The 25,722-nt window shown below is 65.2% G+C and carries 21 protein-coding genes; 9 read left to right on the forward strand and 12 right to left on the reverse strand.

The genetic code is table 11. The annotated features are described in order from the left end of the window. The first annotated feature begins 197 nt into the window (after nt 1-197). Nucleotides 198-2,036: a glycosyltransferase gene (locus KTQ37_RS00105; protein WP_236020991.1), complete on the forward strand. Its 1,839-nt coding sequence runs from the start codon at nt 198-200 to the stop codon at nt 2,034-2,036. On the opposite strand, the gene KTQ37_RS00110 is transcribed toward KTQ37_RS00105, so the two are convergent. Continuing rightward, nucleotides 1,996-2,634: a GntR family transcriptional regulator gene (locus KTQ37_RS00110; RefSeq protein ID WP_218628435.1), complete on the reverse strand. Its 639-nt coding sequence runs from the start codon at nt 2,632-2,634 to the stop codon at nt 1,996-1,998. The two genes, KTQ37_RS00105 and KTQ37_RS00110, sit on opposite strands and share 41 nt — an antisense overlap. Nucleotides 2,635-2,749: 115 nt before the next feature. Between KTQ37_RS00110 and KTQ37_RS00115 the strand changes: the two genes are divergently transcribed. The 3 genes from KTQ37_RS00115 (at nt 2,750) to KTQ37_RS00125 (ending at nt 4,982) form a co-directional block, all read left to right on the forward strand. Next, nucleotides 2,750-3,400 (forward strand): pyrimidine 5'-nucleotidase, encoded by a 651-nt coding sequence (locus tag KTQ37_RS00115; protein WP_218628436.1) that lies wholly within the window; start codon nt 2,750-2,752, stop codon nt 3,398-3,400. 104 nt (nt 3,401-3,504) lie between these two features. Continuing rightward, complete coding sequence (locus tag KTQ37_RS00120; protein ID WP_218628437.1) at nt 3,505-3,711, forward strand: hypothetical protein; 207 nt, start codon at nt 3,505-3,507, stop codon at nt 3,709-3,711. A 65-nt stretch (nt 3,712-3,776) separates the two neighbouring features. Next, nucleotides 3,777-4,982, forward strand: coding sequence for a UbiH/UbiF family hydroxylase (locus KTQ37_RS00125; RefSeq protein ID WP_218628438.1), 1,206 nt, complete (start codon nt 3,777-3,779; stop codon nt 4,980-4,982). Between the two features lie 113 nt (nt 4,983-5,095). Here the strand turns inward: KTQ37_RS00125 and KTQ37_RS00130 are convergent, their stop codons facing one another. Together KTQ37_RS00130 and KTQ37_RS00135 are read right to left on the reverse strand one after the other, a co-directional pair. Next, the gene (locus tag KTQ37_RS00130) at nt 5,096-5,554 is read right to left on the reverse strand and encodes an Lrp/AsnC family transcriptional regulator (protein WP_218628439.1); all 459 of its coding nucleotides are present in this window, start codon (nt 5,552-5,554) and stop codon (nt 5,096-5,098) included. Then, nucleotides 5,551-6,009 carry an Lrp/AsnC family transcriptional regulator gene (locus KTQ37_RS00135; RefSeq protein ID WP_218628440.1) on the reverse strand — a complete coding sequence of 153 codons (459 nt, stop codon included), beginning with the start codon at nt 6,007-6,009 and terminating at the stop codon, nt 5,551-5,553. The genes KTQ37_RS00130 and KTQ37_RS00135 overlap by 4 nt, the downstream gene beginning before the upstream one ends. Before the next feature lie 125 nt (nt 6,010-6,134). On the opposite strand from KTQ37_RS00135, the gene ilvC reads away from it, so the two are divergent. Then, nucleotides 6,135-7,157: a ketol-acid reductoisomerase gene (gene ilvC, locus KTQ37_RS00140; protein WP_218628441.1), complete on the forward strand. Its 1,023-nt coding sequence runs from the start codon at nt 6,135-6,137 to the stop codon at nt 7,155-7,157. An 80-nt stretch (nt 7,158-7,237) separates the two neighbouring features. Beyond that, complete coding sequence (locus KTQ37_RS00145; protein WP_218628442.1) at nt 7,238-7,627, forward strand: hypothetical protein; 390 nt, start codon at nt 7,238-7,240, stop codon at nt 7,625-7,627. Here KTQ37_RS00145 and glmM read toward each other — a convergent pair whose 3' ends face one another. The 8 genes from glmM to KTQ37_RS00185 all read right to left on the reverse strand — a co-directional run bounded on the left by glmM (nt 7,628) and on the right by KTQ37_RS00185 (nt 18,170). Then, on the reverse strand, nt 7,628-8,977 hold the full coding sequence (glmM, locus tag KTQ37_RS00150) for a phosphoglucosamine mutase (RefSeq protein ID WP_218628443.1): 1,350 nt from the start codon (nt 8,975-8,977) through the stop codon (nt 7,628-7,630). It abuts the gene before it with no gap. Then, nucleotides 8,974-9,993: a dihydropteroate synthase gene (gene folP, locus KTQ37_RS00155; protein WP_218628444.1), complete on the reverse strand. Its 1,020-nt coding sequence runs from the start codon at nt 9,991-9,993 to the stop codon at nt 8,974-8,976. Before folP ends, glmM begins: the two co-directional genes overlap by 4 nt. 38 nt (nt 9,994-10,031) lie before the next feature. Next, nucleotides 10,032-10,949: a dihydroneopterin aldolase gene (locus KTQ37_RS00160; RefSeq protein ID WP_218628445.1), complete on the reverse strand. Its 918-nt coding sequence runs from the start codon at nt 10,947-10,949 to the stop codon at nt 10,032-10,034. 88 nt (nt 10,950-11,037) lie between these two features. Then, a complete protein-coding gene (locus tag KTQ37_RS00165) occupies nt 11,038-11,715 on the reverse strand; it encodes a cell wall hydrolase (protein WP_218628446.1) in 678 nt (225 codons plus the stop codon). A gap of 225 nt (nt 11,716-11,940) precedes the next feature. After that, nucleotides 11,941-14,484 carry a putative PEP-binding protein gene (locus tag KTQ37_RS00170; protein ID WP_218628447.1) on the reverse strand — a complete coding sequence of 848 codons (2,544 nt, stop codon included), beginning with the start codon at nt 14,482-14,484 and terminating at the stop codon, nt 11,941-11,943. A 125-nt stretch (nt 14,485-14,609) separates the two neighbouring features. Further along, nucleotides 14,610-16,757: a glycine--tRNA ligase subunit beta gene (glyS, locus tag KTQ37_RS00175; RefSeq protein ID WP_218628448.1), complete on the reverse strand. Its 2,148-nt coding sequence runs from the start codon at nt 16,755-16,757 to the stop codon at nt 14,610-14,612. Nucleotide 16,758: 1 nt separating this feature from the next. Further along, complete coding sequence (locus KTQ37_RS00180) at nt 16,759-17,235, reverse strand: DUF6446 family protein (protein WP_218628449.1); 477 nt, start codon at nt 17,233-17,235, stop codon at nt 16,759-16,761. Beyond that, nucleotides 17,232-18,170, reverse strand: a complete 939-nt coding sequence (locus tag KTQ37_RS00185) for a glycine--tRNA ligase subunit alpha (RefSeq protein WP_218628450.1) — start codon at nt 18,168-18,170, stop codon at nt 17,232-17,234. Before KTQ37_RS00185 ends, KTQ37_RS00180 begins: the two co-directional genes overlap by 4 nt. Before the next feature lie 176 nt (nt 18,171-18,346). Between KTQ37_RS00185 and KTQ37_RS00190 the strand changes: the two genes are divergently transcribed. Continuing rightward, complete coding sequence (locus KTQ37_RS00190; RefSeq protein WP_218628451.1) at nt 18,347-20,116, forward strand: serine protease; 1,770 nt, start codon at nt 18,347-18,349, stop codon at nt 20,114-20,116. A 25-nt stretch (nt 20,117-20,141) separates the two neighbouring features. Here KTQ37_RS00190 and KTQ37_RS00195 read toward each other — a convergent pair whose 3' ends face one another. After that, entirely contained in the window at nt 20,142-21,590 is a 1,449-nt protein-coding gene (locus KTQ37_RS00195) for a TrkH family potassium uptake protein (protein WP_218628452.1), read from the reverse strand. A gap of 221 nt (nt 21,591-21,811) precedes the next feature. On the opposite strand from KTQ37_RS00195, the gene KTQ37_RS00200 reads away from it, so the two are divergent. Together KTQ37_RS00200 and KTQ37_RS00205 are read left to right on the forward strand one after the other, a co-directional pair. Next, entirely contained in the window at nt 21,812-25,246 is a 3,435-nt protein-coding gene (locus KTQ37_RS00200; RefSeq protein WP_218628453.1) for a pyruvate carboxylase, read from the forward strand. A gap of 48 nt (nt 25,247-25,294) precedes the next feature. Further along, nucleotides 25,295-25,663, forward strand: coding sequence for an MAPEG family protein (locus KTQ37_RS00205; protein WP_218628454.1), 369 nt, complete (start codon nt 25,295-25,297; stop codon nt 25,661-25,663). Nucleotides 25,664-25,722: the final 59 nt, after the last annotated feature.

A 25,722-nucleotide genomic window follows, 5' to 3' on the forward strand; every position in this document is an offset into this window, starting at 1 on the left:
CGGCCTTCGCCGGAGGGGGCTCTTGTTTTGAATTAACGACTTATTAACCCTCTTTGGGAATGCTCGCCTCAGGCCCCCGCGCGGCCCCTATGGATGGCATGACCTCTGTGACACAGCTTCCGGTTGCTCTCGCTTCAGAACAGGCCATTCGGCCGATAGCCCCGATCGAGGCGCGCCCCTCCCTAAGTCAGATCTTGATGGAACGTGGGGCTGTTCAGCCGCTTGCGCTGCTGCGTGCCCTAGAAATCTGCAAGCGGCAGAATTTGCCGCTTGGCGAGGCGCTTCTGGCGCATGGCTTGGTCACCGAGGCGCAGCTGATCGCCGCACAGGCCGAGCTATTCGGCCTGTCGATCGTCGATCTTGCCGCGCAGCCGCCGGACCCGCGCCTGATCGACACCATCGGGGCCGCGCGCTGCCTGAAAGAACGCATCGTGCCGTGGCGGCGCATCGCGGGCGTCACGCTTGTCGCAACCGCGCACCCTGAGGGATTCGGACGGATCGACGAGGGCCTCACGGACACTCTTGGCCCCTGCCAAATGGTGCTTGCCGCACCCAGCACACTGGAAACGGCCATATTCGCCTGCCGTCGCACCGCACTGATCCGCCGGGCCGAGACCTGCGTGGCGCCGCACGAAAGCTGCCGCACCCTTGCCGGGGACCACGTGAGCCGAGCAGCCCTGGGCGCTGTTGTCGCACTGGCGATCGGCCTGTGGCTGATGCCATCGATCGTCTATGCGGCGCTCTTCGGTTGGGCGATTCTGACACTGATCGCGACCGTGGGCCTCAAGCTGGTAGCCTGGCTGGCCGAGATGCGGGCTCCCGAACGGCCAACCCCGCCCCCCGTGCCAACCAACAGCCTGCCGACCATCTCGGTCATGGTGCCGCTCTTTCATGAAACCGATATCGCACCACGCCTGATTGCCCGGCTTGAACGGCTCGACTACCCGCGCGAGCGGCTCGACATCGTTCTGGTCGTGGAAGAGGCCGACCGGATGACGCAGGCCGCGCTAACGCGCACAGAACTGCCGCGCTGGATGCGGATCGTCATCGTGCCCGAGGGCCCCATCAAGACCAAGCCCCGCGCCCTGAACTATGCACTGCCGCTGTGCCGAGGCTCGATCATCGGGGTCTATGACGCCGAGGACATGCCCGACCCGGCGCAGCTGCGCATGGTGGCGGCGCATTTCGCCGGTGCCGATCCGACGCTCGCTTGCCTTCAGGGGATGCTCGATTACTACAATCCGCGCACCAACTGGCTGTCGCGCTGTTTCACCATCGAATATGCGGCTTGGTTCCGCGCCATGCTGCCCGGCCTCGGGCGGCTCGGGCTGGTGATCCCGCTTGGCGGGACCACGCTGTTCTTTCGCCGCGAAATTCTGGAAGAACTGGGTGGGTGGGATGCACATAACGTGACCGAAGACGCGGACCTTGGGCTGCGTCTGGCGCGGCATGGCTACCGCACCGAGGTCATCCCCACCGTGACGCATGAAGAGGCGAACTGCCGCGCCCTGCCCTGGATCCGGCAGCGCTCACGCTGGCTCAAGGGTTATGCGATGACCTGGGCCGTGCATATGCGCAACCCTGTGCGCCTTTGGCGCGAACTGGGGGCGAAGCGGTTCATCGGGATCCAGATCCTGATGCTGGGCGGGTTGTCGCAATATCTGCTGGCGCCGCTGCTCTGGAGCTTCTGGTTGATGCCGTTTGGCATCTGGCACCCGATCGAGGCGCTGATGAGCCCGGCGATGATCCGCGCCCTCTTCGTCACCTTCACCGTGACCGAGATCATTCATATCGTCGTCGGGATCTGGGCGCTGCGCGGGCACGGCCATCGGTTCCTGATCCCCTGGGTGCCGATGCTACACCTCTATTTCCCGCTCGGGGCTCTGGCGGGCTGGAAAGCGATCTACGAAGTCGTCGTCAAGCCGTTCTACTGGGACAAGACGGCCCACGGGCTTTACGACGCGCCGCAAGCCTCGCCGGGCAAGGCGCGCAGACTCAGTTGCGCCGCTGTCGTCCGCTTGCCGCGTCAAGCTTGAGCCGCGTCTCGAATGCCTTTGAGATATGCGCCCGCAGCGCGGTCGCAGCGCCATCTTCGTCGCCGTTGCGAATTGCGTCCACAATCGCCTGATGCTCGGCCAGCGCTGTCGCACCGCGCCCCTCGGCCGCAAGCGACGTCGTGGCAACCAGCGCCATCGTGCGGTGCACGAGGTCAAGTTGCTGCACCAGATACCGGTTGTGAGAGGCCAGGTGGATCTGCTTGTGGAACCGCTTGTTGGCCCGCGACAAAGCCACCGGATCACCGATATGCTTGCGGTCTTCTTCGACCATGTCCTGAAGCACGCGCACCTCTTCGGGGGCCGCGTGCTTGGCGGCCAGCCGTGCGGCCAGCGCTTCCAGTTCGGCACGCACCACGTACAGCTCGGCAAGCTGGTTGTGATCAAGCGAGGCCACGATCAGCGAGCGTCCGTCGCGCGCCAGCATCGATTGCGTTTCAAGGCGTTGAAGCGCCTCTCGCACGGGGGTGCGGGATACGCCGAAGCGCTCGGCGAGTTCCGATTCCACCAGCCGATCGCCCGGCCGGTACACTCCTGCATCTATCGCTTCGAGGATCAGCGTGTAAGCATCTTTCTGCATTGGTCTTTCCTTGCCCCGAGGCGCCGAACATTATGCGCGCGCTCAGGCGGTGGCAAGACGCCAATAAGTTGCAGTGCCGATTGCACTTGCACGGGCGTAGGGCTAGCCTGCCGCCATGCCCGCACAAGATTTCGCCCATGTGACCGATTGGGTCTTCGATCTCGACAACACGCTCTATCCGCCCGAAGCGCAGCTTTTCGCGCAAATCGAAGTGCGGATGACCGATTATGTCATGCGCGCTCTCGGAGTTGACCGCCCCGAGGCTGATCGGTTGCGCAGGCACTACTGGCAGCTTTACGGCACGACGCTGGCGGGCCTCATGCACGAACACGACGTTGATCCCGCCCCCTACCTGACGGATGTGCACGATATCTCGCTCGATCACCTGACGCCGGATCTCGCACTGCGCGACGCGATCACGGCCCTGCCGGGGCGCAAGATTGTCTATACCAACGGCTGCGCACCCTATGCCGAGCGTGTATTGGCCGCGCGCGGTCTGTCGGGCCTGTTCGATGGCATCTATGGGGTCGAGCATGCCGACTTCCACCCCAAGCCGCAGCAGCGTGCCTTTGAGACCGTTTTTGCCAAGGCGGGAATCACCCCGGCGCGCGCCGCGATGTTCGAAGACGACCCGCGCAACCTCACCGCGCCGTATGCTATGGGTATGCGCACGGTGCACGTGGCCCCCGCTCCGACCCGCGAACCGCATATCCAGCATCACACTCCGGACTTGCCGCGCTTTCTCGCTGCACTGCGGCATATCTGAGGTATATTTTTCTGCGCCTGCGACAAGATGGCGCGGTTACGCGCGCGCGCATGCTCGCTAGAAGACCCGTGCTGTCAGGGAGACAGCCCTTGGGAGACTTTGCCATGACCACGACCACCGCAGAGATTGCGCACGCCACCGAAGAGAACAAGCAGATCAAAGCATCGACGATGTATCTGCTCGCGCTGCTGGTCCTCGTGATCACGGGCGCCATGACTGCGGTTTTCGGCCTGGGCGGCCTGATCCTGACCGCCGTCGTTGCAAGCTGGGCCATCCTTGCTTTCCTCGTTCTGCTGACCGCGGGCGGCTGATCGCCTCCCTCGCCTCTGGCCTTCCGCCGCGCCGCCGCTAGAATGCGCGCAAACGGAGGATGCCCATGCCCGAACAAGCGATCCAGACCGATGTACTGATTTCCGGGGGCGGCGTAGCGGGCCTGACCGCAGCCGCTGCCTTCGGTGCGGCCGGTTTCACCACCATCTGCGTGGACCCGACCCCCCCGGTCACGACCGAGACCGACCCCGGCGCGGACCTGCGCACCACGGCCTTCCTGCATCCCTCGCGCAAAGTCCTCGAAAGCTCGGGGCTGTGGGAGCGGCTGGCCCCCTTTGCGGCCCCCCTCCAGATCATGCGGATCATCGACGCTGGCGGCGCCGAACCCGAAGCTCGGCTGACCCGCGATTTCGATGCCTCCGACATCTCGGACGAACCCTTCGGCTGGAACCTGCCGAACTGGCTGCTGCGCCGCGAGATGGTGGCGCGCCTTGCCGAACTGCCGCTGGTCGATTTCCGCCCCGGCGTGGCGACCACGGGCCTTGTCACCCGCGAAACCGGGGCCGAGGTAAGCCTGTCGGATGGCAGCCGTGTCACCGCGCGGCTGGTTGTCGCCGCCGACGGGCGCAACTCGTTCATCCGCGAGGCCGCCGGCATCCCGGTCAAGACCACGCGCTATGGTCAAAAGGCGCTTGCCTTTGCCGTCACGCACCCGATCCCGCACAACAACGTTTCGACCGAGATCCACCGCTCCGGCGGCCCGTTCACGCTCGTCCCCCTGCCCGACCGCGACGGCAGCCCCTCGTCGGCCATCGTCTGGATGGAGCGCGGTGCCGAGGCTGAACGCCTCGCCGCCCTGCCCGAAGCCGAGTTCGAGGCTGCTATGAATGCCCGCTCGACCGGCATCCTCGGCCCGCTCACCTTGGTCACCCGCCGCTCGGTCTGGCCGATGATGACGCAGATCGCGTCGAGTTTCACAGCGCAGCGTGTGGCGCTCATCGCCGAGGCCGCCCATGTCATCCCGCCGATCGGTGCGCAGGGGCTGAACATGTCGCTCGCCGATCTGACCTGCCTGCTTGATCTATGCGAGAAAGACCCCGCCCATATCGGCGAGCCTGCCATGCTGGCCGCCTATAACCGCCGCCGCTGGCCCGAGGTTAAGGCGCGCGAAATCGGGATCGACTTGCTGAACCGCGCCTCGATGGTTGAGTCCCGCCCGCTGCGCGACCTGCGCGCTGCCGCCCTTGGCGCACTCTACAGCCTGAAACCTGTTCGCAAGACATTGATGCGCGCGGGTCTGGGCGTGCGCTGACCAGGCCAAGCGGCGCGGGCGCGTAGTGGCATCAACTCTCGGCTCGCGCATCCGAAGGCCAAAGCAAAGCCTGAAATCAAGGCTTTATGCCTGAAGAGCCCGCACAACGGAGATCACCCCAATGGTCCGGGCCGGCGCTCCTCGGACAGCACGACGTTGGCCTCGACCTGCCCCACGCCCGGAAGGGTCATCACACGGCGGCGCAACACGCGCTCGAAATCCGCGATGTCGCGGGCGCGCACTTTGAGCCGGTAATCGAACAGCCCCAGAACGTGCTGCACCACCTGCACCTCGGGGATGGCGGTTGCGGCGCGCTCGAAATCCTCAAGGCTGACGCGCCCCTTGGTCGCCAGCTTGATCCCGAGGAATACCGTCACCCCAAAGCCAAGCGCCTCCGGGTCGATCAACAACCGTCGCCCCGCCAGAATGCGCGCATCCTGAAGTCGCTTGATCCGCCGCCAGCAGGCCGGCTGCGACAGGCCCAATTGCCGCCCCAAGGCACCGGCGCTGATCGTGGCATCAGCAGACAACGCCCGCAGGATCGCCCGGTCGGTATCGTCGAGCGCAATCATAGCGGCAACTCCGGGCTGTCCTTGATAGTGGAGATCAGCATCAGCGCGTCGGTATCAGCGATATGCGGCAGGGTCAGGATGCGGGTGCGGTAGATCTCTTGGTAATGCGGCATGTCGCGGGCGATGACGTTCAGGCGCACATCGGTCTGACCAAGGAAGGTCTGGATTTCCAGAACCTCGGGCACCTCGCGCGCGGCGGCGATGAACTCGTCAAAAGCGCGCGGATGCGTCTTGTCGAGGGTGAAGCGCAGGCTCACCTCGACCTCCCACCCAAGGGCGCGCCAGTCGATCACGGCCTGCTCGCCCAGGATCACGCCGCCCTCGCGCATCTTCTCGACCCGGCGCCAGCAGGTGGCGGCGGTCACGCCCGCCCGCTCGGCCAGCTCGGCCATGGCCAGACCGGGATCGGCCAGCATCTGCCGCAGAATGCGCCGATCCGTATCATCTACATGCATGAATTTTTCACCTATAGCGCCAGCTGCGCATGACTTTTATCGCCATAAGGAAAAACTAGCAAATATTGAACGCTGTTTTGACGAAGAATCTCTATTCTGTCGCCATCAACCAATGGAGGACCGCCATGCGCGTGTACTATGATCGCGATTGCGATGTGAACCTGATCAAGGACAAGAAAGTCGCCATTCTGGGCTACGGCTCGCAGGGCCACGCCCACGCGCTGAACCTGCGCGACTCGGGCGCCAAGAACGTCGCCATCGCGCTGCGCGAAGGCTCGGCCTCGGCCAAGAAATGCGAAGCCGAGGGCCTGACCGTCATGGGTATCGCCGAAGCCGCCGCCTGGTGTGACGTGATCATGTTCACCATGCCCGACGAACTTCAGGCAGAGACCTACAAGAAATACGTCCACGACAACCTGCGTGAAGGCTCGGCGATCGCGTTCGCCCACGGCCTGAACGTGCACTTCGGCCTGATCGAGCCGAAGCCGGGCATCGACGTCATCATGATGGCTCCGAAAGGCCCGGGCCACACCGTGCGCGGCGAATACACCAAGGGCGGCGGCGTGCCGTGCCTGTTCGCGGTCCACAACGACGCGACCGGCAAGGCGCAGGACATCGCTCTGTCCTACTGCTCGGCCATCGGTGGCGGCCGCTCGGGCATCATCGAGACCAACTTCCGTCAGGAATGCGAAACCGACCTGTTCGGCGAGCAGGCCGTGCTGTGCGGTGGTCTGGTCGAGCTGATCCGCATGGGCTTCGAAACCCTCGTGGAAGCTGGCTACGAGCCGGAAATGGCCTATTTCGAGTGCCTGCACGAAGTGAAGCTGATCGTGGACCTGATCTACGAAGGCGGCATCGCGAACATGAACTACTCGATCTCGAACACCGCCGAGTATGGCGAGTATGTCTCGGGCCCGCGCATCCTGCCCTACGAGCAGACCAAGAAAGCCATGAAGGACGTCCTGACCGACATCCAAACCGGCAAGTTCGTGCGTGACTTCATGCAGGAAAACGCCGTCGGCCAGCCCTTCTTCAAGGCCACCCGCCGCATCAACGACGAGCACCAGATCGAGCAGGTCGGTGCTAAGCTGCGCGCCATGATGCCCTGGATCTCCAAGGGCAAGATGGTCGACAAGGCCCGCAACTAAGCTGCGATCATTCGCAATACCGGGGGCGCCTTGCGGGGCGCCCCTTTTCTTTCTAGGGTCGCCGCCAAAGGAGACACCCGATGGACATGCCGCAAAAAGAGCTCGACGCGATTGCCGCCGAACGCGCGAAAATCTTTACGCCGAAATGGTTTGCGCGACTGCTTTCAGGTCGCCTCAGCCCCGGCGACACGTTCTGGCTGGGCAATTACGGCATTCTGCTTTGGGTCGTGCCCGCGCTAGTGATGCTGGCAATGCTCATTGCGATCGCTGCCCCGGGAAACCTGGACAAGCTGGTTGTTGTAGGTTGCGCGGTGATCGGCTTCTATCGGCTGGCGATCCTGCGCGCCCAGCTGAGAACGAACCGCGCCACGCCCGGCCCGAAAGGCTGGCGCCGGGCGGGTGTGGTCTGGACGCTGCTTGAGGCGGCAGGGCTGCTGCTGATCGCTGGCGTGTTCATCTTCAGGCGCTGATCAGCGCGCCGTCGCCTCCTCGACCGCTGCCACGATCCCATCCACGGCCTGGGTCAGGACCGCCTCATCCTCGCATTCCGCCATGACGCGGATCAGCGGCTCGGTGCCGGACTTGCGGATCAGCAAGCGGCCCTTGCCAGCCAGATTGACCTCAGCTTCCGCTATCACTTTTCGAACATTATCTGTGCTCAGAGGCTCCTGTCCGGCCTGATACCGCACATTCTTCAACAACTGCGGAACCGTCTCGAATTGCCGCACCAGTTCCGAGGCGCGCAACCCCGTTTCCGCCATCGCGGCGAGGAACTGCAGCCCCGCCATCAGCCCGTCGCCCGTGGTGGCATAGTCAGTCATCACGATATGACCTGACTGCTCGCCGCCGAGGTTGAAGCCACCCTCGCGCATCCGCTCGACGACGTAGCGATCGCCGACCTTGGTGCGCTCAAGCCGCAAGCCGCGACCGTCAAGGAAGCGTTCCAGCCCGAGGTTCGACATTACCGTCGCCACCAGCGTGCCGCCCCGCAACTGGCCGGCATCGGCCCAACGGCTGGCAAAAAGCGCCATGATCTGGTCGCCGTCAGCCACACGCCCGGTCTCATCCAGGATCATCACCCGATCCGCATCACCATCGAGCGCGATGCCCAAATCGGCGCCATGGGCGACAACGGCCTCGGCCGCGGTCTGGGTGTAGGTCGAGCCGCATTTGTCATTGATATTGGTCCCGTTGGGGCTGACGCCGACAGGGATCACCTCGCAGCCAAGCTCCCACAGCACCTCGGGCGCGGCCTTGTAGGCAGCTCCATTCGCGCAATCGACGACAACCTTGAGGCCGCTCAGCCGTCCGCGCGCCGGGAAAGTCGTCTTGGCATATTCGACATAGCGCCCAAGCCCGTCATCGATGCGCTTGGCGCGCCCGATATTCATGGGCTGTGCAAGGCGGATCTCGCCCGCGACGATGGCCTCGATCTCTGCTTCAGCCTCATCCGACAGCTTGAACCCGTCAGGCCCGAAGAACTTGATACCGTTGTCCTTGGCCGGGTTGTGGCTGGCCGAGATCATGATGCCCAGATCGGCACGCATCGAGCGGGTCAGGTAGCCCACCGCGGGCGTCGGCACCGGACCGAGCAGCAGCACGTTCATCCCCGTCGAGGTCAGGCCCGCCGTCAGCGCGTTTTCCAGCATGTAGCCCGACAGGCGCGTGTCCTTGCCGATCACCACGCGATGCCGGTCCGAGCTGTCCTGACGGAAGTAACGCCCCGCCGCCGCGCCAAGACGCAGCGCCATCTCGGCGGTCATCGGCCAGCTATTGGCCTCGCCGCGCACGCCATCGGTGCCGAAAAGCTTTCTGCTCATTCCTCGTAACCCTCTGTTATGGCACGCCAGAGCCGCAGCCCCTGCGCGATTTCGGCCACATCGTGCACGCGGTGGATCTGCGCGCCCTGCCCTAGCCCCATCAGCGTGACCGCCAGGGTTCCGGGTGCACGAGCATCGGCCGCATCGGCCCCACCAATCGTGCCAATGAAGCGTTTGCGCGACACCCCGAGCAGGATCGGGCAGCCAAGCGCGTGGAACAGGCTCAACCCGCGCAAGAGCGTCAGATTGTGCTGGAGCGTCTTGCCAAAACCGATACCGGGATCGACCACGATCCGGTCGCGCAGAATGCCGCTGGCCTCGGCCAACTCAATGCGCTCTTCCAGGTAGTCATAGACGTCGAGCAGCACATCGCCATAGCTCGGGTCGTCCTGCATGGTTTCGGGCAAGCCTTGGGCATGCATCAGGCAGATCGGCAGGCCGGTGATCGCGGCCAGTTCCGCCATCGCCGGGTCAAACTCCATCGCCGAGACGTCGTTGAGCATATCCGCCCCGGCCTCAACCGCCGCATCGCCCACCATTGCCTTGCGGGTGTCGATGGAAATCGGGGCCGAGAGACCTTCATCGCGCAGCGCCGCGATGATCGGTGCGGTGCGCTCAATTTCCTCGTCCTCGGGCACTTCCTGCGCGCCGGGTCGGGTGGATTCGCCGCCGATGTCGAGAATATCCGCGCCTGCCGCGATCAGCGCCTCGGCACGTTCCAGCGCGGCGTCGAATTCGTCAAAACGCCCGCCGTCCGAGAAGCTGTCGGGCGTCAGGTTCAAGATGCCCATGATCTTGGGGCTTTCCATGCCCAGACCCGCCACGGGCGCACGGCGCGCGGTCAGGCGCTCGGCCACGTCAAAGGGCAGATGCGCGGCGGGGATGATCTCACGCGCGCCGCCACGGGCGATCTGCTCGACCTCGGTGAACCAGCCCCAGCCGCCGGCAAGGGTCAGCGCCTCATCGGGGCGCGCGGCATCGGTCTGAACAAGCGGACGATAATAGAGCTTTTCCATGCGCCCCTTTGAGCGCAAGCGCCCGGCCTTGGCAAGGCTCAGAGCGCCTTGCGCAGCACCGGCACGCGGCTTCCTGCCGGAACTGAAACATCCCCGTGAAGCTCCAGCCGCTCGGCGGCCATCTGTTCGGCCAGCCACAGCGACAGCGCCACCGCGTCACGCGCCGAGCCCTTCGGGCCATCCACGGCATCGAGCACGATCTTCGTGGGCGCCCAGACGACCATCTGGCCATGTTTCATCGCCCAGTCGATCTCGGTCCGGGTCGCGACGACGACACAGCGCGGATCGCGCGCGGCCAGAACCCAGGCGTTCTGTTCGATCGCCAGCAGGTCGATACGGCGCTGCGTCGGGCGTTGGCCAGTCTCGGGCAGCGCCAGATCGGGCAGACCGACCGTCAGGATCACCGGCGCTCCACCCGCCTGAAGCGCGTCGAGCCGCGCACCCAGATCCTCGGCCGCAATCGCCGCGTTCGACAGGTAGGCCACAACGGGATGCAGCGCCTCGGCACCGTGCTCGTCGCTTGTTTGCACCGGCAGGCCGACGCGCGAGCGCACGATCTCGACGCCAAGCGCGCCGGGGCCGCGATCGAGTTTTTCGATCCGCACGAAGACGCGCATTGACTGAGGTTCGGCCAGAATACGTTCGGCCACGCGCTCGGCCAGCGTTTCCAAAAGGTTAAGACGTTCTTCGGCCAGTTCTGAGGCAATCGCCTCGGTGATCCGGTCGTAGGACAGGATGCGGTCGACATCATCCTCAAGCGGCGTCGGCGCGGCGCGCACCTCGACCACGACGTTGAAGCGCAGACGCTGCGTGTGGCCGCGTTCCTGCTGGAACGCCCCGATATCGGCGCTGACGATATGGTCGCGCAGGCTGATGCGGTCGCGCGGATCCGCCGTCGCCGAGGCCAGCGCCCGCTCCTCGGGATGGGCAAAGGCAAGGGAAATATCGCTGGTCACTGGGCGCTCCGTTCCGTTCGGCGGGACTATAGAAAAAGGGTGGGCCAAGGCCCACCCCGAAACGTCACGCCAGCGGCTGTTCGCGACCTCAGTTCGAGGCGGTCTGCAGCGGCGCGCGGTAGAAGATATGCGCCCCGATCCGCGCAGTCTTGACGAAACGCTTGGACCAGGAGGGGCGCACGGCGGGCGTGTGGAAGTAGGTCGCGCCGTCCGTCAGATCGCGGGGCGCGCCATCCAGCATCGCCCGGGCGATCTTTTCGATGGAGGCGTAGACAGCGGCGTTGCGGATCGCGTCCGACTTGCCATCACAGACCCAGCTGAACTGGCATCCCCGGCTGTTGCCCTGATGGACAACGCCGCAAACCGTCTTGGGAAACTTCGGATCGTCTACGCGGTTAAGGATAACCTCGGCTACGGCCACCTGCCCGTCGACGCCCTCGCCGCGAGCCTCGTGGTAGACAGCCTTGGCAAGGCATTGGAATTGCTCACCCCCGGTCGCGGCGGGCTGGGTTTGCAGCCACTCCGCAGTGATCTGCGACGGCGCATCTTTGGCGCCCTTCGCACGAGGGGTCGTGGTGAGCGCGGTTATGCGACTCGCCGAGAGTGCGCCCAGACCCGAGCGCTCCTGCACCAGCATCGAAACCAGCCCCTGGGCTGGCATCCCCGAGGGATCATTCGACTGGCTTACCGTAACTTCGGCACGCAAGCCTCCGGCAAGGGCCAGGAGGACAACAGCGCCCCCCGTCCAGCTTTTCAGCACTGACATGTTTATCTTCCGATAAGGACAATCGCCCCGGCCGAAGCCGCGACGGGCACGCGTTAGCCCTTACGGGTAGAGATGTCTACCCGTTGATTAGAAAATAATCGGCCAGCGCCACAAAAGTGGCGGATTCTTGCCTATAGGGGGAGGTGATTCGCTTTCACGAACCATGTCCAACAGATACCCACAAGATTTTGTGAACGCCAGTGGTTTTGGAGGGTTTTTCTACAATCAGAAACCGTCTCTGCTCTTCGGTGCGAGCAGCGCGAAATGCGCCGCCGCCAGCCGGGCCACCGGCACCCGGAAGGGCGAGCAGGACACATAGTCGAAGCCCGCCGCCCGGCAGAAGGCGATCGATTCAGGGTTGCCGCCATGCTCGCCACAGACCGAGATGGTGATCTCCGGACTGGAGGAGCGGCCGCGCCCTGCCCCGATAAGCAACAACTCCCCCACACCCTCGACGTCGAGAATGTGGAACGGATCCTCGGCATAGACGCCCTGATTGACATAGGTGGACATGAAGCGCCCCGCGTCATCGCGCGAGAGGCCATAGGTCATCTGCGTCAGGTCGTTGGTGCCGAAAGAGAGGAAATGGGCGTGCTCGGCGATCTCACCGGCGCGCAGGGCGGCGCGCGGCGTTTCCACCATGACGCCAAGGCGATAGGTGAACTCAGCCTTCATCTCCATCTTGACGGCAGAGGCGACCGCATCGATCCGGGCCTTGACGATCTCGACCTCGCGCGCGGCGGAAACCAGCGGGATCATCACCTCGGGCACAACCGGGGCACCCCGGCGACTGGCTTCGACCGTTGCCTCGAAGATCGCGCGGGCCTGCATGTCGTAGATCTCGGGAACAGTCACACCCAGGCGAACGCCGCGCATCCCCAGCATTGGGTTGAACTCGCTCAGCGCTTCCACGCGGCGGGTCACTTCGGAGAGCGGGCGATCCAGCGCCTCGGCCAATTCGCGCATCCCCTCGCGGTCATGCGGCAGGAACTCATGCAGCGGCGGGTCGAACAGACGAATGCAGACCGGCAGGCCAGCCATGATATCGAACAGAGCCGTGAAATCCGCGCGCTGCATGGGCAACAACCGCTCCAAGGCCACACGCCGGTCATTGGCGGTATCCGCAAAGATCATCTCGCGCATCACCGTCAGACGGTCTTCGTCGAAGAACATATGCTCGGTCCGCGCAAGGCCGATCCCTTCGGCCTCGAACATGCGGGCGGTGCGGGCATCGTCAGGCGTATCGGCATTGGCGCGCACACCGATATCGCGCACGTTGTCGGCCCAGTGCAGCAGGGTGCGGAACCCGTCGTCCAGCGCGGGCTCAAGCATCTCGGCTGCGCCAACCAGAACCTCGCCGTTGGTGCCGTCGATGGTGATCACCTCTCCCTCGCGGAAGATGCGCCCGGCAGGGCCACGGAAGACACGTTCGCGCGGGTTGATCTGAATATCGGCACAGCCAACGATACAGGGTAGCCCGAGGCCACGCGCGATCACCGCCGCGTGCGAGGTCATACCCCCGCGCTCGGTCAGCACCGCGACCGAGGCGTGCATCCCGCGGATGTCTTCAGGCACGGTCTCGCGACGCACGAGGATACAGGGCTCGTCCCGCGCAGCCGAAGCCTGCGCGGCAGCGGCGGTAAACACGATCTTGCCGGTCGCGGCACCCGGAGAGGCACCAATCCCGCGCGCGATCCGGTCGCGCGGGGCGCGCGGATCGACCTGATAGTGCAGCAGTTCCGACAGCGCCCGCGGCTCGACGCGCAGCAGCGCATCCTCGCGCGAGATCACACCATCTTCGGCCAGCGCCACCGCGATCTTGACCGCCGCGCGCGAGGAGCGTTGCACCCGCACAGCGTCAATGATCGAGACCGCGCCGCCCTCGACCGCGAATTCCAGCTGCATCTCCTCGCGCAGACGCTCGCGGCAGGCATTGCCGTATCGCTTGAGATCCTCGAACACCTCGGGCGAGGCTTCCTCCAGCGAGGCCCCGCGCGGGTCGCGGGTCAGATAAAGCGTCTCGACAGCGGCCTTGCGGCCCTGGCTCTGGCCCCTGAAGCGGCCGGTGATGCGCGGCCCGCCGGTGACGGAATCCACGAATTGCATGGTCCCCGAGCCTGACAGCCCCGGACCGATCCCAAGCGCCATCTCCTGCACGACCAGCCCCAGAACGGCATCGACCGGCGCGCCCTTGGCCTGGCGCAGAAGCCGCGCGGTGGTGCCCTCCCAGGCGCGGGCCATCGAGCGCAGCACCTCGCCCATCTGGCGCGCGGGATCTTGCGGGAAAGGCTCGTCCATCTCGGCCTCATAGGCCGCCAGCGCCCGCGACAACGCGTCCGGACCCGGATCATCGTGGAACATGTCGGGATCGAGTCGCGCCACGTGGGTCGCGTAATTCTGCACGAAGCGCAGATAGAGCGCATCGGCCGCCTCGCGCCCATGGCTCTCGATCAGGTCCTTCTGCACAAGGTCGTTCATCCCGACGTTCAGCACCGTCCCCGGCCCGCCCCATTCGGGGTTCTCGGGGCTGGAGCGCACCGAAACCAGGAAATTCGGCCCGAAGGACGCGGCAATGGCTCGGGTGTCGGGCATCTGCCCCGAGGCGATGGCGCGCACGGTTTCGCAAGGAAGCGCAATGGTGCGCGGCACCGGCAGATCAAGCCGGATCAGGCGCTGAAGGCACTTTGCGCGCCAGCCGTGGCGCGCAACCATAACGTCCGCACCCGGCGAAAGCTCGACAAAGTCTTCAAGTTCTTCATGTTTCTGCATTGCAGCGCGCCCCTAAACCCCGTGCAGAATAGGCGGAAATCCGCCCCACGCAAGTGCGACAATCGGATGACGGGCAAAGGCGGCGTTCCGGCCGTTGCCGTAAGGGCACGGCCGGAACGAAAGGCTCAACCCTCGATACGGGTCAGATCGGCCACGCTCAGGCAAATCTGCCGGATGCGCGAGAGCAGATTGAGCCGGTTGCGGCGCACGATCTCATTGTCCGAGTTGATCTGAACGGCTTCGAAAAACGCGTCGATCGGGGCGCGCAGGGCGGCCATGGCGCCCATGGCGGCGCCGAATTCCTCGGCCTGCATCGCGGGGCCAATGGCGGCCTCGGCGGCGTCGAGCGCGGCGAACAGCGCGCGTTCCTCATCGCTTTCGGCGAATTTGGCGTCGGCACCAAAGCTGTATTCAACCCCGTCCTTGGCCTCGGCCTGAGACAGGATGTTATTGGCGCGCTTGAAGCCCTGGATCAGGTTGCCGCCATCTTCGGTCTTGAGGAAGGCCGAAAGCGCCTCGGCCCGCTTGACGACCAGCGTCAGGTCATCCGAGCCGGGCATCGCCAGCACCGCGTCGATCACGTCGTGACGAATGCCCTCGTCGCGCAGGTGGACCTTGAGACGGTCGTGGAAGAACGAGAGGAGGTCTAGCGCCCTCACGTCCAGCTTCCTCCCGGAAGCATCCGGCACGAGAAGTGTGTATGTCCCGCCCAAACCACCGGCGGCTTCATTTCGAGATCCGTCGACGGACACAAAATGCTCTGAAAGCAGCGGCCCGAGGTTCGCTCTGAACTGCTGGCTGAGCACCAGCCGGATCACCCCAAGCGCTGCGCGGCGCAGGGCGAAGGGGTCTTTCGAGCCCGTGGGCTTCTCGTCGATGGCCCAGAAGCCAGTCAGCGTGTCGATCTTGTCGGCCAGCGCCACGGCCACGGTCACCGGCTCGCTCGGGACTTCATCCGAGGGGCCAAGCGGCGAATAGTGGCCCTTGCAGGCTACGGCGACGGCCTCGGGCAGTCCCGCCGCGCGGGCGTAATAGCTGCCCATAAGCCCCTGAAGTTCCGGGAATTCCCCCACCATGGCCGAGCGCAGGTCGGCCTTGGCCACCCGCGCCGCCTCGGCCGCGAGATCGGGTGAGGCGCCAACCAGCGGCGCGATCTCGCGCGCCAGCGCCTCGATGCGTTCGATCCGCGCGGCCTGGCTGCCCAGTTTGTTGTGGAAGGTCACGTTGGCCAGGCCCGCGCCCATGCCCTCCAGCCCCTCGGTCTTGACGATGCGCAGATCGTGTTCCCAGAAGAACTTGGCATCCGACAGACGCGCCGAGAGCACCTTGAGGTTGCCCTTGAGGATCGTCGCGCCATGATCGGCGGTTTCGCGGTTGGCGACGGTGACGAAGCCCTCGATCCGGCCGGTCTTGGGGTTCTTCACCGAGAAGAATTTCTGATGTTCCTTCATCGAGGTTTGCAGCACCTCGGGCGGCAGCGCCAGGAACTCATCGGCAATGTCGCCCAACAGTGCGACGGGCCACTCGACCAGCCCGGCAACCTCGGCCAGCAGGCCGGCATCCTCGACCAGCTCAAGCCCGCGCGCGAAGGCCAGCGTCTTGGCCTCGTGCCAGATCATCTCTTCGCGCTCGGCGCTGTCGAGGACGACCTTGGCGGCTTTCAGCTTGGCGGCGTAATCGTCAAAGCTCGACACCGCGAAGCGGCCCGGCGCCATGAAGCGGTGCCCTTCGGTGGTGTTGCCCGACACGATGCCGTCCACGTCGAGCGGCACAACCTCGGCCCCGGCCTCGCTCGTCAGGATGCACAGGATCGAGTGCAGCGGGCGCACCCAGCGCAGGCTGCCCGCGCCCCAGCGCATCGACTTCGGCCAGGGGAAGTTGCGGATCGTCTTTTCCAGCACCTCGGCCACGATCTCGGGCGCGGCGCGGCCGGGCTTTTCGACCACGGCGAAATAGACCTGCCCCTTCTTGTCGTCGCGCACTTCAAGCTGTTCAAGCGTCAGCCCGGTCGAGCGCATGAAGCCCTCGATGGCCTTTTCCGGCGCGCTGGTCGCGGGGCCCTTGCGTTCCTCGCGCAGGGTGGGGCTTTCGAGGCTGAGCCCCTCGATCGCCAGACACAGACGGCGCGGGGTCGAGAGCGCCTCGGCATGGGCGTAATGCAGCCCGGCCTCGACCAGCCCGTCGGTGACCAGCTTCTTCAGGTCCTCGCGGGCCTTTTTCTGCATCCGGGCGGGGATTTCCTCGGAGAAGAGTTCAATTAGAAGATCAGCCATGTCACTTCTCCGCTTCGTCGTTCAGCTGATGCCAGGCATAGGCGCGGCCATCGGGATAGATTGCAACGACCCGGTCAACGCCGGGCTTGATGTCATGCTCAGAGAGGAAGGCGACCGCGGCGCCCGCCTCAAGATCGGCACCGATGCGCGCGGCATCGAAGCAGCCGAACCAGCCGGGCGCGTTGAGCGGCGTGGCCGCCTCATAGACCTCGAAGGTCTCGGTCAGCAGCGCCAGCGACAGCGGCGTGCGGAAGCAGCTGCGAAACCGCAGAGGCGAGCTGTCCGCGTCGATGCCCTCAAAACCTTCGGCCAGGATCGGCTCGGGCTGGCCGGTCACGACCGAAGTCAGCCGGATCTCGGCTGCGGGCGCGGTGGCCTCCAGCTTGTCGTAAAAGCCGTAAACCTGGAGATACCAGACCGCAGCCCCCGTGATCAGCGCACTCAGCACGATCGCACCCCCGACCAGCTTGCCATTCACGCCGTCACCTCGGCGGTCCAGCCGCCGGCCTCGGTCTGCACGAAGGCATCAGCGCATTTCTTGGCCAGCGCGCGCACGCGGCCGATATAGGCCTGCCGCTCGGTGACCGAGATCACACCGCGCGCGTCGAGCAGGTTGAAGAGGTGGCTGGCCTTGATGCACTGGTCATAGGCCGGGTGCGCCATGACGATGCGCTTGCCCGAGTTCGGATCGGCGGCCTCGAAGGCCAGCAGGTGCTCGCACTCGGCCTCGGCATCCTCGAAATGGCGCAGCAGCATCTCGGTCGTGGCGCCGTCGAAATTGTGGCGGCTGTATTCTTCCTCGGTCTGGCGGAAGATGTCGCCATAGCGCAGCGGGATCGGCGCTTCGGGCGCATTGAAAGGCATGTCCATGACGTGATCGATGCCCAGAACATACATGGCAAGGCGCTCAAGCCCGTAGGTCAGCTCGCCCGAGACCGGCTTGCAGTCATGGCCGCCGACCTGCTGGAAATAGGTGAACTGCGACACTTCCATGCCGTCGCACCAGACCTCCCAGCCCAGACCCCAGGCGCCAAGGGTCGGAGATTCCCAGTCATCCTCGACAAAGCGGATATCGTGCAGATCAAGGTCGATGCCGATGGCTTCGAGCGAGCCCAGATACAGTTCCTGCAGGTTCGGCGGGCTCGGTTTGATCAGCACCTGGTATTGATAATAGTGCTGCAGGCGGTTCGGGTTCTCGCCATAGCGCCCGTCGGTCGGGCGGCGCGAGGGCTGAACATAGGCCGCAGCCCAGGGGCGCGAGCCAAGCGCGCGCAGCGTGGTGGCCGGGTGGAACGTGCCCGCGCCCACTTCCATGTCATAAGGCTGCAAGACCGCGCAGCCTTTCGACGCCCAATAGTTCATAAGGCGCAGGATAATTTCCTGGAACGAACGGGGGGCTGCGGGTTTCGTCATGGCTCACCTTTTGCTGAAAGCGCCCTCTCTCTAGGCAAGGGGCGCGCGGGGGTCAACGGGGGCAAGGGGGCGCGTGGCCACACTGCGGGCAAAAAGCTTCGCTTTGGGGGTGACGCGGGCGCAAGAGTTGCTAACTTGCCCGCATAAAGGCGAAGGCCAGAAAGAGGTTTTGAGGCATGAGATTGGTGCGCAGGTCGGTTTCGGTAGTGGTGGCGGCAAGTCTGACCGGGATGGTCTGGACCGGAACCGCATGGGCGGAGCCCGCCTGGGTCCAGATCGAGGCGCGCCCCACGCTCGACCAGGCGCAAGAGCGCGCGCGCGATTGGTCCACGATCCTGCCTGCGGTCTCGGGCTTTGCGATGTCTACCGGCTGGTATGCCATCGCCCTTGGTCCCTATGCCGATGAGGCCGAAGCCGATTCGCAACTGCGCGTTCTGCGCGGCGAGCGGATGATCCCGCCTGACAGCTATGTCTCGAACGGCAGCCGCTTCCGCGAGCAGTTCTGGCCCGCGGGCGCGGCCCCTGCCCCGGTGGCAGAACCCGCCGCGCCCGTCGCGGTAAAACCTGCCCCCGTTGAGTTTCCGGCAGCCGAAGCACCCGCTGCCGAGACACCGGCCCCAGTTGAAACACTGGCCGAGTCCCGCAGGCTCGAGGCTGCGCTGAGTGCCGCGACGCGGATGGAAATTCAATCCGCTCTGCAATGGCAGGGCTTCTACAGTTCGACCATCGACGGCGCTTTTGGCCGGGGAACCCGCGCCTCGATCGGCGCTTGGCAGCAGGCCAATGGTTATGAGGCGACCGGCGTTCTGGCCTCGGCGCAGCAGGCGCAACTTCTGGGCGCTGTGGCTGCGGAGCGCGCGGCCCTTGGCCTGACTGCCATCGACGAACCCGAAGCCGGGATCGCCATCGAATTGCCGTTGGGGCTGATCGAGTTTGACCATTACGATGCGCCCTTCGTGCATTACCGCGCCAAGGACGGCTCGGGCGTGACCGTGCTGCTGATCTCGCAGCAGGGCGATCAGAACAGCCTGTTCGGCCTTTACGACGCGATGCAGACGCTCGAAATCGTGCCCATGGTGGGGGAGCGCAAGCGCGAACGCGCCTCCTTCCTGCTGACCGGGCAGAACGAGCGCATCCACTCCTATACGCAGGTCGGGCTTTCGGGCGGCCTGATCAAAGGCTTCACGCTGGTCTATCCGGCCGATCAGGCGGACCGCATGGCGCGCGTGCTAGAGGCGATGAAGGCAAGCTTCCGGCCGCAGGGCAAGAAGGCGCTGGATGCGACCCTTGGCAAGCCTCTGGCGGTGGAGCGCTCGGCGTTGATGGCCGGTCTGGACCAGCGCCACCCGGAATTCGCCCGCTCGGGCTTTTTCATCGCGGCCGATGGGGCCGTGCTGACCGCTGCCGCCGGGTTGCAAGCCTGCGGGAGGATCACGGTCGAGGATCATCTGGCCGATCTGGCCTATGCCGATGAGGCGCTTGGGCTGGCCGTGTTGCGGCCGCAAAAGCCGCTGGCCCCGGCAGCCGTCGCCGCCTTCCAGCCTGCCGAGCCGCGCCCCGGCGGAGAAATCGCCGTGGCAGGCTTTTCCTACCCCGAGGCGCTCTCGGCCCCGGTGCTCAGCTTCGGCACGCTGTCCGACATCAGTGGCCTTTCCGGCGAGGCCAGCCGCGCGCGTCTAGCGGTGCGCACGCTGGCAGGGGATGCGGGTGGCCCGGTTCTGGATACGACCGGCGCGGTCGTGGGGATGCTGCTGCCCACCGAGGCCACGCCCGACAAGCTGCTGCCCGAGGATCTGGCACAGGCCCTGCGCAGCTTCGACATCGTCGCGCGGCTGACCGAGAACGGCTATGCCCCCGCCGCTTCGGAACCTTCGGGTTCCATCGCGGCCGAGGATATCGCGGCACTCGCGCAGGACATGACCGTCCGCGTCGCCTGCTGGAAGTGACCCCTGCCGGGGGGCCGCGCGCCCCTCAGGCCCGCCAGAAGCGCGGCAGCAACAGCACGAAGACCGACATCAGCTCCAGCCGTCCAAGGAACATGCCGATCGACATCAACCATTTGGCGGATTCGGGGAAGGCGTTGATAGCGCCATTGCCCGACACCTCCGGCCCCCAGGCCGGCCCCACATTGGCGATAGCGGTCCAGGCTGCGGTCATGGCCGTCTTGGCCTCTAGACCGGTCAGCGACAGCCCCACGATCAGCAGGCCGAAGGTCAGAATGAACAGCGAAAAGAACGCGATGACCGAGTTCACGATCTCGTCCTCGACCGGCCTGCCCGAATAATTCACGCGCGCCACGCGATGCGGGCTGTGCAACCGCCGGATCTGGGTCTTGATGGCCTCGAACAGGATCAGGTAGCGGAATACCTTGACCGAGCAGCCCGTCGAGGACGTGCAGCCCCCGATCAGCCCGGTGATGATCAGCACGACAAAGGCCAGATGCCCCCATTTCGTGATGTCCTCCGAGGCATAGCCTGTCCCGGTGAAAATCGAGACGACGTTGAACGTCACCTCGCGCAGGGTAGGCCAGAACTCGGCCTCGTGTCGGAACAACCGGTAAAGCACGATCACCGCGATGGCATAAGCATGCCAGCGCAGGAAGGCGCGCACCTGCGGATCGCGCCAGAGCGGCGCAACATTTCCCTGCGCCATCTGGACAAAACGGATGAACGGCATGGCGGCCAGCAGCATGAAGACCGAGGCCGCATATTCCGGCGCCCCGGTATAGACCGCAAAGCTGGCATCATAATTCGAGAAACCGCCGGTCGATACCGTGGTCAGCGCGTGCACCGCCGCGTCGAAGGTCGTCATTCCAAGCGCGCCATAGACCAGCGCGCAGGCCAGCGTCAGCCCCACATAGATGCGGATCAGCGCGCGCGAGATATCCATGGCGCGCGGCAGGATCTTGCCCAAGGTGTCAAAGCCTTCCGAGCGGAAGAACTGCATCCCGCCGACCTTCATCACCGGCAGGAAAATCATCGCCACGATGATGATCCCCAGACCACCCAGCCATTGCAGGATGCCCCGCCACAGGTTCGCGCCCGCGGGTAGCGCATCCAGTTCGGGGATCGCCGTGGTGCCGGTGGTCGTCAGGCCGGACATCGCCTCGAAATAGGCGTCGGTGAAACTCAGCCCCGGCGCGCCGATCATGAAGGGCAAGGCCCCGAAGGCTGGCAGGATCGCCCAGACGGTCGCCGTCATCAGGAAGCTTTGCGGAATAGTCAGCATCTGTCGCATTCCGCTGGCCGAGGCCATCGCCAGCAGCCCACCGGCTGTTGCGCTGATGATCGCGGCCTCGACGAAGGCGCGCCAGTGCTCGTCCCCCGACATGTAATCGACCAGAGCCGGAATCAGCATCGCCAACCCCAGAACCGCTGCAAGCAATCCGATGATGTAGCCCACGGGGCGCAAATCTATCATGCGCCTTGCTTGCCCGTGTGGTCGGCGCACTGTCAATAGCGCCGGGCGTGTCGCAATAGCGCGGGTTACGTCGTTCATGGTCTATTCACCTCCCCCACGCGGCGGTAAACTTTGCAAAACGGCGGAAATTGGTCAGTTAATTTGCTCAATTTCGCAATTTTTTCTTGCGCTGCACCGCAGCAGGGCTAGGGTTTGCGCCATCAAGACGGGGGAGAACTGCCATGTTCCGTAAGATTCTGGTCGCCAACCGGGGCGAAATTGCCATCCGCGTGCTGCGTGCCGCGAACGAGCTGGGCAAGAAGACCGTCGCGGTCTATGCCGAGGAAGACAAGCTCAGCCTGCACCGCTTCAAGGCGGACGAAGCCTATCGCATTGGCGAAGGCCTCAGCCCGGTCGGCGCCTACCTCAGCATCCCCGAGATCATCCGGGTCGCCAGGGAATCGGGTGCGGATGCGATCCACCCCGGCTACGGCCTGCTGTCCGAGAACCCCGATTTCGTCGAGGCCTGCGCCAAGGCGGGCATCACCTTCATCGGCCCCAAGGCCGAAACCATGCGCGCCCTTGGCGACAAGGCCTCGGCGCGGCGCGTGGCGATCGCGGCGGGCGTGCCGGTCATCCCCGCAACCGAAGTGCTGGGCAACGATTTCGACGCGATCAAGTCGGAAGCCGCCGAGATCGGCTATCCGCTGATGCTCAAGGCCAGCTGGGGCGGCGGCGGTCGCGGCATGCGCCCGATCCTGGGCCCCGATGAGCTGATCGAAAAGGTCCGAGAAGGCCGCCGCGAGGCCGAGGCCGCCTTTGGCAACGGCGAGGGCTATCTGGAGAAGATGATCCTGCGCGCGCGCCACGTCGAGGTGCAGCTTCTGGGCGACACGCATGGCGATCTCTATCATCTCTATGAGCGCGACTGCACCGTGCAGCGCCGCAACCAGAAAGTCGTCGAGCGCGCGCCCGCCCCCTATCTGAGCGCCGAACAGCGCGCCGAGGTTTGCGAGCTTGCGCTCAAGATCGGCCGCGCGGTCGGCTATCAGAACGCAGGCACCGTCGAATTCCTGATGGATATGGACAGCCAGCAGTTCTACTTCATTGAGGTGAACCCGCGTGTTCAGGTCGAGCATACCGTGACCGAGCAGGTCACCGGCATCGACATCGTGCAGGCGCAGATCAAGATCGCAGAGGGCGCGACGCTGGCCGCAGCGACCGGCGTGCCCGCACAGGCCGACGTGCGCCTGAACGGCCATGCGCTCCAGTGCCGCGTGACGACCGAAGACCCGCAAAACAACTTCATCCCCGACTATGGCCGCCTGACGGCCTATCGCTCGGCCACCGGCATGGGCATTCGCCTCGATGGCGGCACCGCCTATGCGGGGGGCGTTATCACGCGCTACTATGACTCGCTTCTGGTCAAGGTCACCGCATGGGCGCAGACGCCCGAGCAGACGATCACCCGCATGGACCGCGCCCTGCGTGAATTCCGTATCCGGGGCGTCTCGACCAATATCGACTTCGTCATCAACCTGCTCAAGCATCCGACCTTCCTGGACATGAGCTACACGACGAAGTTCATCGACACGACGCCCGAGCTGTTCCAGTTCAAGAAGCGCCGGGACCGGGCGACCAAGATCCTGACCTATATCGCCGACATCTCGGTCAACGGTCACCCCGAGACCGCAGGCCGCCCGAAACCCGCCGCCGAGGCCAAGCCGCCGCGCCTGCCCGAGTTGAAAGGCCCCGTGCAACCCGGCACCCGCGATCTGCTGGACGCCCAGGGGCCGAAGGCCGTGGCCGACTGGATGAAGGCGCAAAAGAAGCTGCTGCTGACCGACACCACGATGCGCGACGGGCATCAGTCGCTGCTGGCCACCCGGATGCGCTCGATCGACATGATCAAGGCCGCGCCCGCCTATGCGGCGAATTTGGGCGACCTCTTCTCGGTCGAGTGCTGGGGCGGGGCGACCTTCGACGTGGCCTACCGCTTCTTGCAGGAATGCCCCTGGCAGCGCCTGCGCGACATCCGCGCCGCCATGCCGAACATCATGACCCAGATGCTGCTGCGCGCCTCGAACGGCGTGGGCTACACGAACTACCCCGATAACGTGGTGCAGTTCTTCGTGCGTCAGGCCGCAACCACCGGGGTTGACGTGTTCCGCGTCTTCGACAGCCTGAACTGGGTCGAGAACATGCGCGTCGCCATGGATGCCGTGGTCGAGGCCGAGAAGGTCTGCGAAGGCACGATCTGCTACACCGGCGACATCCTGAACCCCGACCGCGCGAAGTATGACCTAAAATACTATGTCGGCATGGCCAAGGAGCTTGAGGCCGCGGGCGCCCATGTTCTGGGCCTGAAAGACATGGCCGGCCTGCTCAAGCCCGCTGCCGCGCGGGCGCTGATCAAGGCGCTCAAGGATGAGGTCGATCTGCCGATCCACTTCCACACCCATGACACCTCGGGTATCGCGGGGGCGACGATCCTTGCGGCGGCCGATGCGGGCGTGGATGCGGTCGACGCGGCGATGGACGCCTTCTCGGGCGGCACCTCGCAGCCCTGCCTTGGCTCGATCGTCGAGGCGCTGGCACATACCGAGCGCGACACCGGCCTCGACATCGACGCGATCCGCCGGATGTCGAACTACTGGGAAGGCGTGCGCCACCAGTACACGGCATTTGAAAGCGGGCTCGAGGCCCCGGCCTCCGAGGTCTACCTGCACGAGATGCCCGGCGGCCAGTTCACCAACCTCAAGGCGCAGGCGCGTAGCCTCGGGCTTGAGGAACGCTGGCACGAGGTGGCGCAGGCCTATGCCGACGCCAACCAGATCTTTGGCGACATCGTCAAGGTCACGCCGTCCTCGAAAGTCGTGGGCGACATGGCGCTGATGATGGTGGCGCAGGGCCTGTCCAAGGCCGACGTGCTCGACCCGGCCAAGGACGTGGCCTTCCCCGACTCGGTCGTGGACATGCTGCGCGGCAACCTGGGCCAACCGCCCGGCGGCTGGCCCGAGGGTATCACCCGCAAGGTGCTGAAGGACGAGACCCCCTCGACCGAGCGCCCGGGCAGGCACCTGCCCGCCGTGGACCTTGAGGAAACCCGCGCCAAGCTTTCGGCCGAGTTGAATGGCTTTAACGTCGATGACGAGGATCTGGCGGGCTACCTGATGTATCCCAAGGTCTTCCTCGACTACATGGGCCGCCATCGCCAGTACGGCCCGGTGCGCACCCTGCCGACCCCGGTCTTTTTCTATGGGATGGAGCAGGGCCACGAGATCTCGGCCGAGATCGACCCCGGCAAGACGCTCGAGATCCGCTACCAGACCATGAGCGAGACCGACGAGGCGGGCGAGGTGAAGGTCTTCTTCGAACTCAACGGCCAGCCGCGCGCGGTGCGCGTGCCGAACCGGGCTGTCAAGGCCCAGACCAAGGCACGCCCCAAGGCCGAGGCCGGCAACGCCAACCACCTCGGCGCGCCGATGCCCGGCTCGGTCGCAAGCGTGGCGGTTACGCTTGGCCAGAAGGTCCATGCGGGCGATCTGCTGCTGACCATCGAGGCGATGAAGATGGAGACCGGCATCCACGCCGACCGGACGGCGGTGGTGAAAGCCCTGCACGTCACCCCCGGCGCGCAGATCGACGCCAAGGATCTGCTGATCGAACTGGAATGACCCCGACGGCCCGCCCAACGGCGGGCCGTTTCCTTTCCGCGAGGCCCCATGATCACACCGCTTTACGCCCTGCCCCTTACGGCGCTGTTCATCGTGCTTTCCGCGCGGGTCATCAATTACCGCAAGGCACAGCGAATCTCTCTGGGCGACGGCGATGACCCCGAGCTGCGAGGGCGCGTGCGGGCGCATGGAAATTGCGCCGAATTCGCGCCGATGGGGCTTGTTCTGCTCCTGATGGCCGAGCTTGCGCAGGCCCCTGCCCCGGCGCTGCATTTCGCGGGCACAGCCCTGCTGACGGGTCGCGTGCTGCACGCATGGGCCATCGGCTGGCGCGGCCCCTTCGCCGCGCGGGTCGCCGGGATGGTGCTGACCTTCCTGTCGCTTGCCGCCGCGGCGCTTGCCGCGGTTCTGGCCTGATCCCCGTGCGGACCGGACGGGAAAGTTTTTTCACGGGTCGCGCGAATTTTCCTCTTGCA

The sequence above is a fragment of the Sedimentimonas flavescens genome (genome assembly GCF_019264375.1).
Lineage (GTDB): Bacteria > Pseudomonadota > Alphaproteobacteria > Rhodobacterales > Rhodobacteraceae > Rhodobacter > Rhodobacter flavescens.